2 protein-coding genes and 1 pseudogene are annotated in these 3,551 nt (G+C 29.7%); all 3 read left to right on the top strand.

Translation table 11 applies throughout. The features are described from left to right. Positions 1–364 precede the first annotated feature (364 nt). The gene (locus tag KPL54_RS25530) at positions 365–943 is read left to right on the top strand and encodes a glycerol-3-phosphate responsive antiterminator (RefSeq protein ID WP_216109290.1); all 579 of its coding nucleotides are present in this window, start codon (positions 365–367) and stop codon (positions 941–943) included. Positions 944–973: 30 nt separating this feature from the next. Continuing rightward, complete coding sequence (gene ptsP, locus KPL54_RS25525) at positions 974–2,677, top strand: phosphoenolpyruvate--protein phosphotransferase (RefSeq protein ID WP_216109289.1); 1,704 nt, start codon at positions 974–976, stop codon at positions 2,675–2,677. Between the two features lie 9 nt (positions 2,678–2,686). Beyond that, positions 2,687–3,202, top strand: a pseudogene (locus KPL54_RS25520) (kinase/pyrophosphorylase); the annotation flags it as partial. Positions 3,203–3,551 lie beyond the last annotated feature (349 nt).

The raw sequence follows: 3,551 nt of genomic DNA, 5'->3' as shown, positions 1-3,551 counted from the left end.
ATGAAACTGGATTAACATCTAAAAAGAATGTATATGCTGGTGGAGATGCAGTTTCAGGAGCAGCTACAGTTATACTAGCTATGGAAGCAGGTAAAAAAGCTGCTAAAGCTATAGATGAAATGTTAACGAAATAAATAATAAATTATAACTTAAACAAACTCCATATTCAGAAAATAAACATATAAGTGTAGATAAATTTATTTTTAAACAAGTTATGGCTGAAGGGTTAGCAAAGCAAAATGTGAGTAACTAAGTATTAGGAGAATTAAATTTTTCTGATTTATTGTTGACAATTAAGTGATACATATATAATGTAAAAGGGAAGCAATATAGGTGAAATTTGAATGAATTGGAGAATGAAATAATGGAAATTAAAGCAAATGAATTTTTAATAATTCCCTCGGTAAGGATGATTAAAGACCTAGCATATGCGCTTACACTTGATAATCAATACATACTATTAAGTGAAGCTCATATAGGCAATTTAAGATCGCTTACAGATATGTGTCATAAAGCTAATAAAAAGGTAATAGTTAATTTGGAATTGATAGGAGGTTTAAATCTAGATAAAATAGGAATCCTTTTTTTAAAACAGTTGTATAAGGTGGATGTTGTAATTGGTGCTAGTACAGCTAAAATAAATATGGTGAGCAATATTGGATTAGATACAATTCAAAGGATTACATTAATGGATTCTAAATCTTTTGATACTTCGTTAAAAGCTATTGTAGGTTCTAAATGTTCTGCAATAGAAATAAGACCATGTATATATGGTCTTAAATTTATCGAGAAAATAAGAAAAGTAAAAAATGTGCCATTGTTATTGGGTGGGTTCATTGATGATGGAGATATGATTCATAAGGCGAAAGAAGCTGGATTTGTAGGAGCTACTACAAGTTGTAAAGCTTTGTGGAACATGAAAGCTAACCAAAGTAAATTATGATTTTGAAAAGAATAGGAAGGAGATTTTATTATGATTTTGGGTACGGGAGCTTCACCAGGAATTGCTATGGGAAAAGTTTTGATTTTACAAAATGAAGAATTTATAATAAAAGATAACATAATTAATGATGTTGAAGCAGAAAAATTTAGATTTTTTAAAGCTTTAGAAGATTCAAAAAATGAACTGTTACAGATTAAAGATAAAGCTTTAATAGAATTTGGTGAAGAAAAGGCTGCTATTTTTGAAGCTCATTTAATGGTGCTAGAAGATCCTGAACTGATATCAAGTACAGTGGACAAAATAGAAGGTGAAAAATTCAGTGCTGATTATTGTTTTAAGGTAGTGACGACAGATTTTATAAAATTGTTTGAAGGTATGGATAACGAATACATGAGAGAAAGGGTTTCTGACATCAGAGATGTGTCCCAAAGAGTGTTAGGACATATGCTTGGAATTAAATCAGTAGATTTATCTATACTTAAGGAAAGTGTATTATTAGTTTCTAATGATTTAACCCCTTCTGAAACAGCTAATATGGATAAAGAAAAAGTACTTGGGTTTTTAACTAATATTGGAGGGAGAACTTCACATACTGCAATCATGGCTAGAAGTCTTGAGATCCCAGCGGTTGTTGGCTTGGGGAATATAACAACAGTAGTTAAACAGGGTGATTACGTTATTATTGATGGTGATAGAGGTAAAGTTTTAATTAATCCAGATGCAGAGAATATTACTTTTTACAATAAGCTTAAGGAAGAGTGTGAAAAAACAAAACAGGGTCTACAGTCATTTAAAGAAAAAGAAAGTGTAACCATTGATGGGAAAAAAGTAGAACTAGCCGGAAATATTGGGACTCCAGGAGATATTACTGGGCTTATAAACAACGGTGCAGAGGGGGTAGGATTGTTTAGAACTGAGTTTATATATATGAATAAAGATTGTTTACCAACTGAAGAAGAACAATTTGATTCATACAAAATCGTTTTGGAAGCATTAAGTCCAAAGCCCGTTGTTATTAGAACTTTAGATGCAGGTGGAGATAAGAAACTTAGTTATCTAAATATTGACAAAGAAATGAATCCTTTTTTAGGATATAGAGCTATTCGAATTTGTTTAAAAGAAACAGATTTATTTAAGACTCAATTAAGAGCACTACTAAGAGCAAGTGTGTATGGTAATCTTAAAATCATGTTTCCTATGATTTCTAGTTTAGAGGAACTTCTTTTAGCAAAAAATATATTGAATGAGGTTAAAGCAGAAATGGATACAGATAAAATTGCCTATGATAGTAAAGTAGAAGTAGGCATGATGATAGAAGTGCCGTCAGCCGCAATCATAAGTGATATATTAGCTAAAAATGTAGATTTTCTTAGTATAGGTACAAATGACTTAATTCAATATACTTGTGCAGTAGATAGAATGAATGAAAAAATTCATCACCTCTATAGCCCATTTAACCCAGCTGTTTTAAGACTTATTAAGATGGTTATTGATAATGGCCATAAAGAAGGTATTTGGGTTGGAATGTGTGGAGAAATGGCTGGAGACAAAAAAATAATTCCTATTTTATTAGGAATGGGATTAGATGAATTTAGTATGAGTCCAATATCTATTTTACCTGCTAGAAAACTCATTCACTCATTAAGTTACGAAAACATGAAAAAATTTACAGATGTAATACTAACAATGACCACTTCAGAGGATATAGAGAGGTATATCGAAAAAGTATTTTAATAGCTGAAGTTATTAGATAAACAGCTAGAATATATCCAGGGGGGAATATGGAACGTGGATAAGGAGTATTATAAAAGAATAGAAGCTATGGAATTTGCTATACAATATGATGATAGCAGAGATTACAATGGATTGAAATATGCAGATGTAGTGATTATAGGTGTTTCAAGAACTTCCAAAACTCCAGTATGTATTTATTTAGCTACTAAAGGCATTAAAGCAATAAATATACCATTGGTTCCTGAAGTTCCCGTTCCAGTAGAATTGTATAATATTAATGGAAAGAAAATCATAGGGCTTACAATAGATCCTTTTGAGCTTAGTGAAATAAGAAAAAATAGAATGGGTGAATTCAATGGACTTAATTCTAACTTTCAATATGCTAATGATTCAAGAATATTAGAGGAGTTAGATTATGCAGAAAAAATAATGAAAAGAACAAGATGTTTAACAATTAATGTTACTAAAAGGGCTATAGAGGATACGGTTTTAATTATTATAAAAAGTATAGGGTATAATCAATAACAAAAGGGTAGAATAGTTATATATTATTATAAGATTTTAAAAAATTTTACCACATAAAAATGCTTAAAACAATTGATTTTTCAATGTTTTAAGCATTTTTATGTTGATTACAGAGCTGGCTTTAGGAGTTGAATTAAATTTATATAATAAATACAAAAAACAAAAATTATTGTAATATTTTTTTATTGAGATCACTTTTTGTAATTACAAAACAGTAGAGCAAATTTTAAACCCAGTGTTTAAGCCAATTATAATAATGATAATTTGTTGGCATAGATATTGCTTATATAAATACTATAAAGGAAATAATAAAAAGGGGAGTTGTTAATATGAAAGAGAAAACTTCGAT

The organism is Clostridium estertheticum, assembly GCF_018861295.1.
In the GTDB taxonomy this organism is placed as follows: Bacteria; Bacillota; Clostridia; order Clostridiales; family Clostridiaceae; genus Clostridium_AD; species Clostridium_AD estertheticum_D.
Note: the sequence above shows the minus strand (reverse complement) of the source record. Positions and strands in the feature narration are given on the sequence as shown.

Bases quoted from the DNA above. Each gene is read 5' to 3' on its own strand.
- KPL54_RS25530 (WP_216109290.1), top strand. From the start codon at position 365: ATGGAAATTAAAGCAAATGAATTTTTAATAATTCCCTCGGTAAGGATG.
- ptsP (WP_216109289.1), top strand. From the start codon at position 974: ATGATTTTGGGTACGGGAGCTTCACCAGGAATTGCTATGGGAAAAGTT.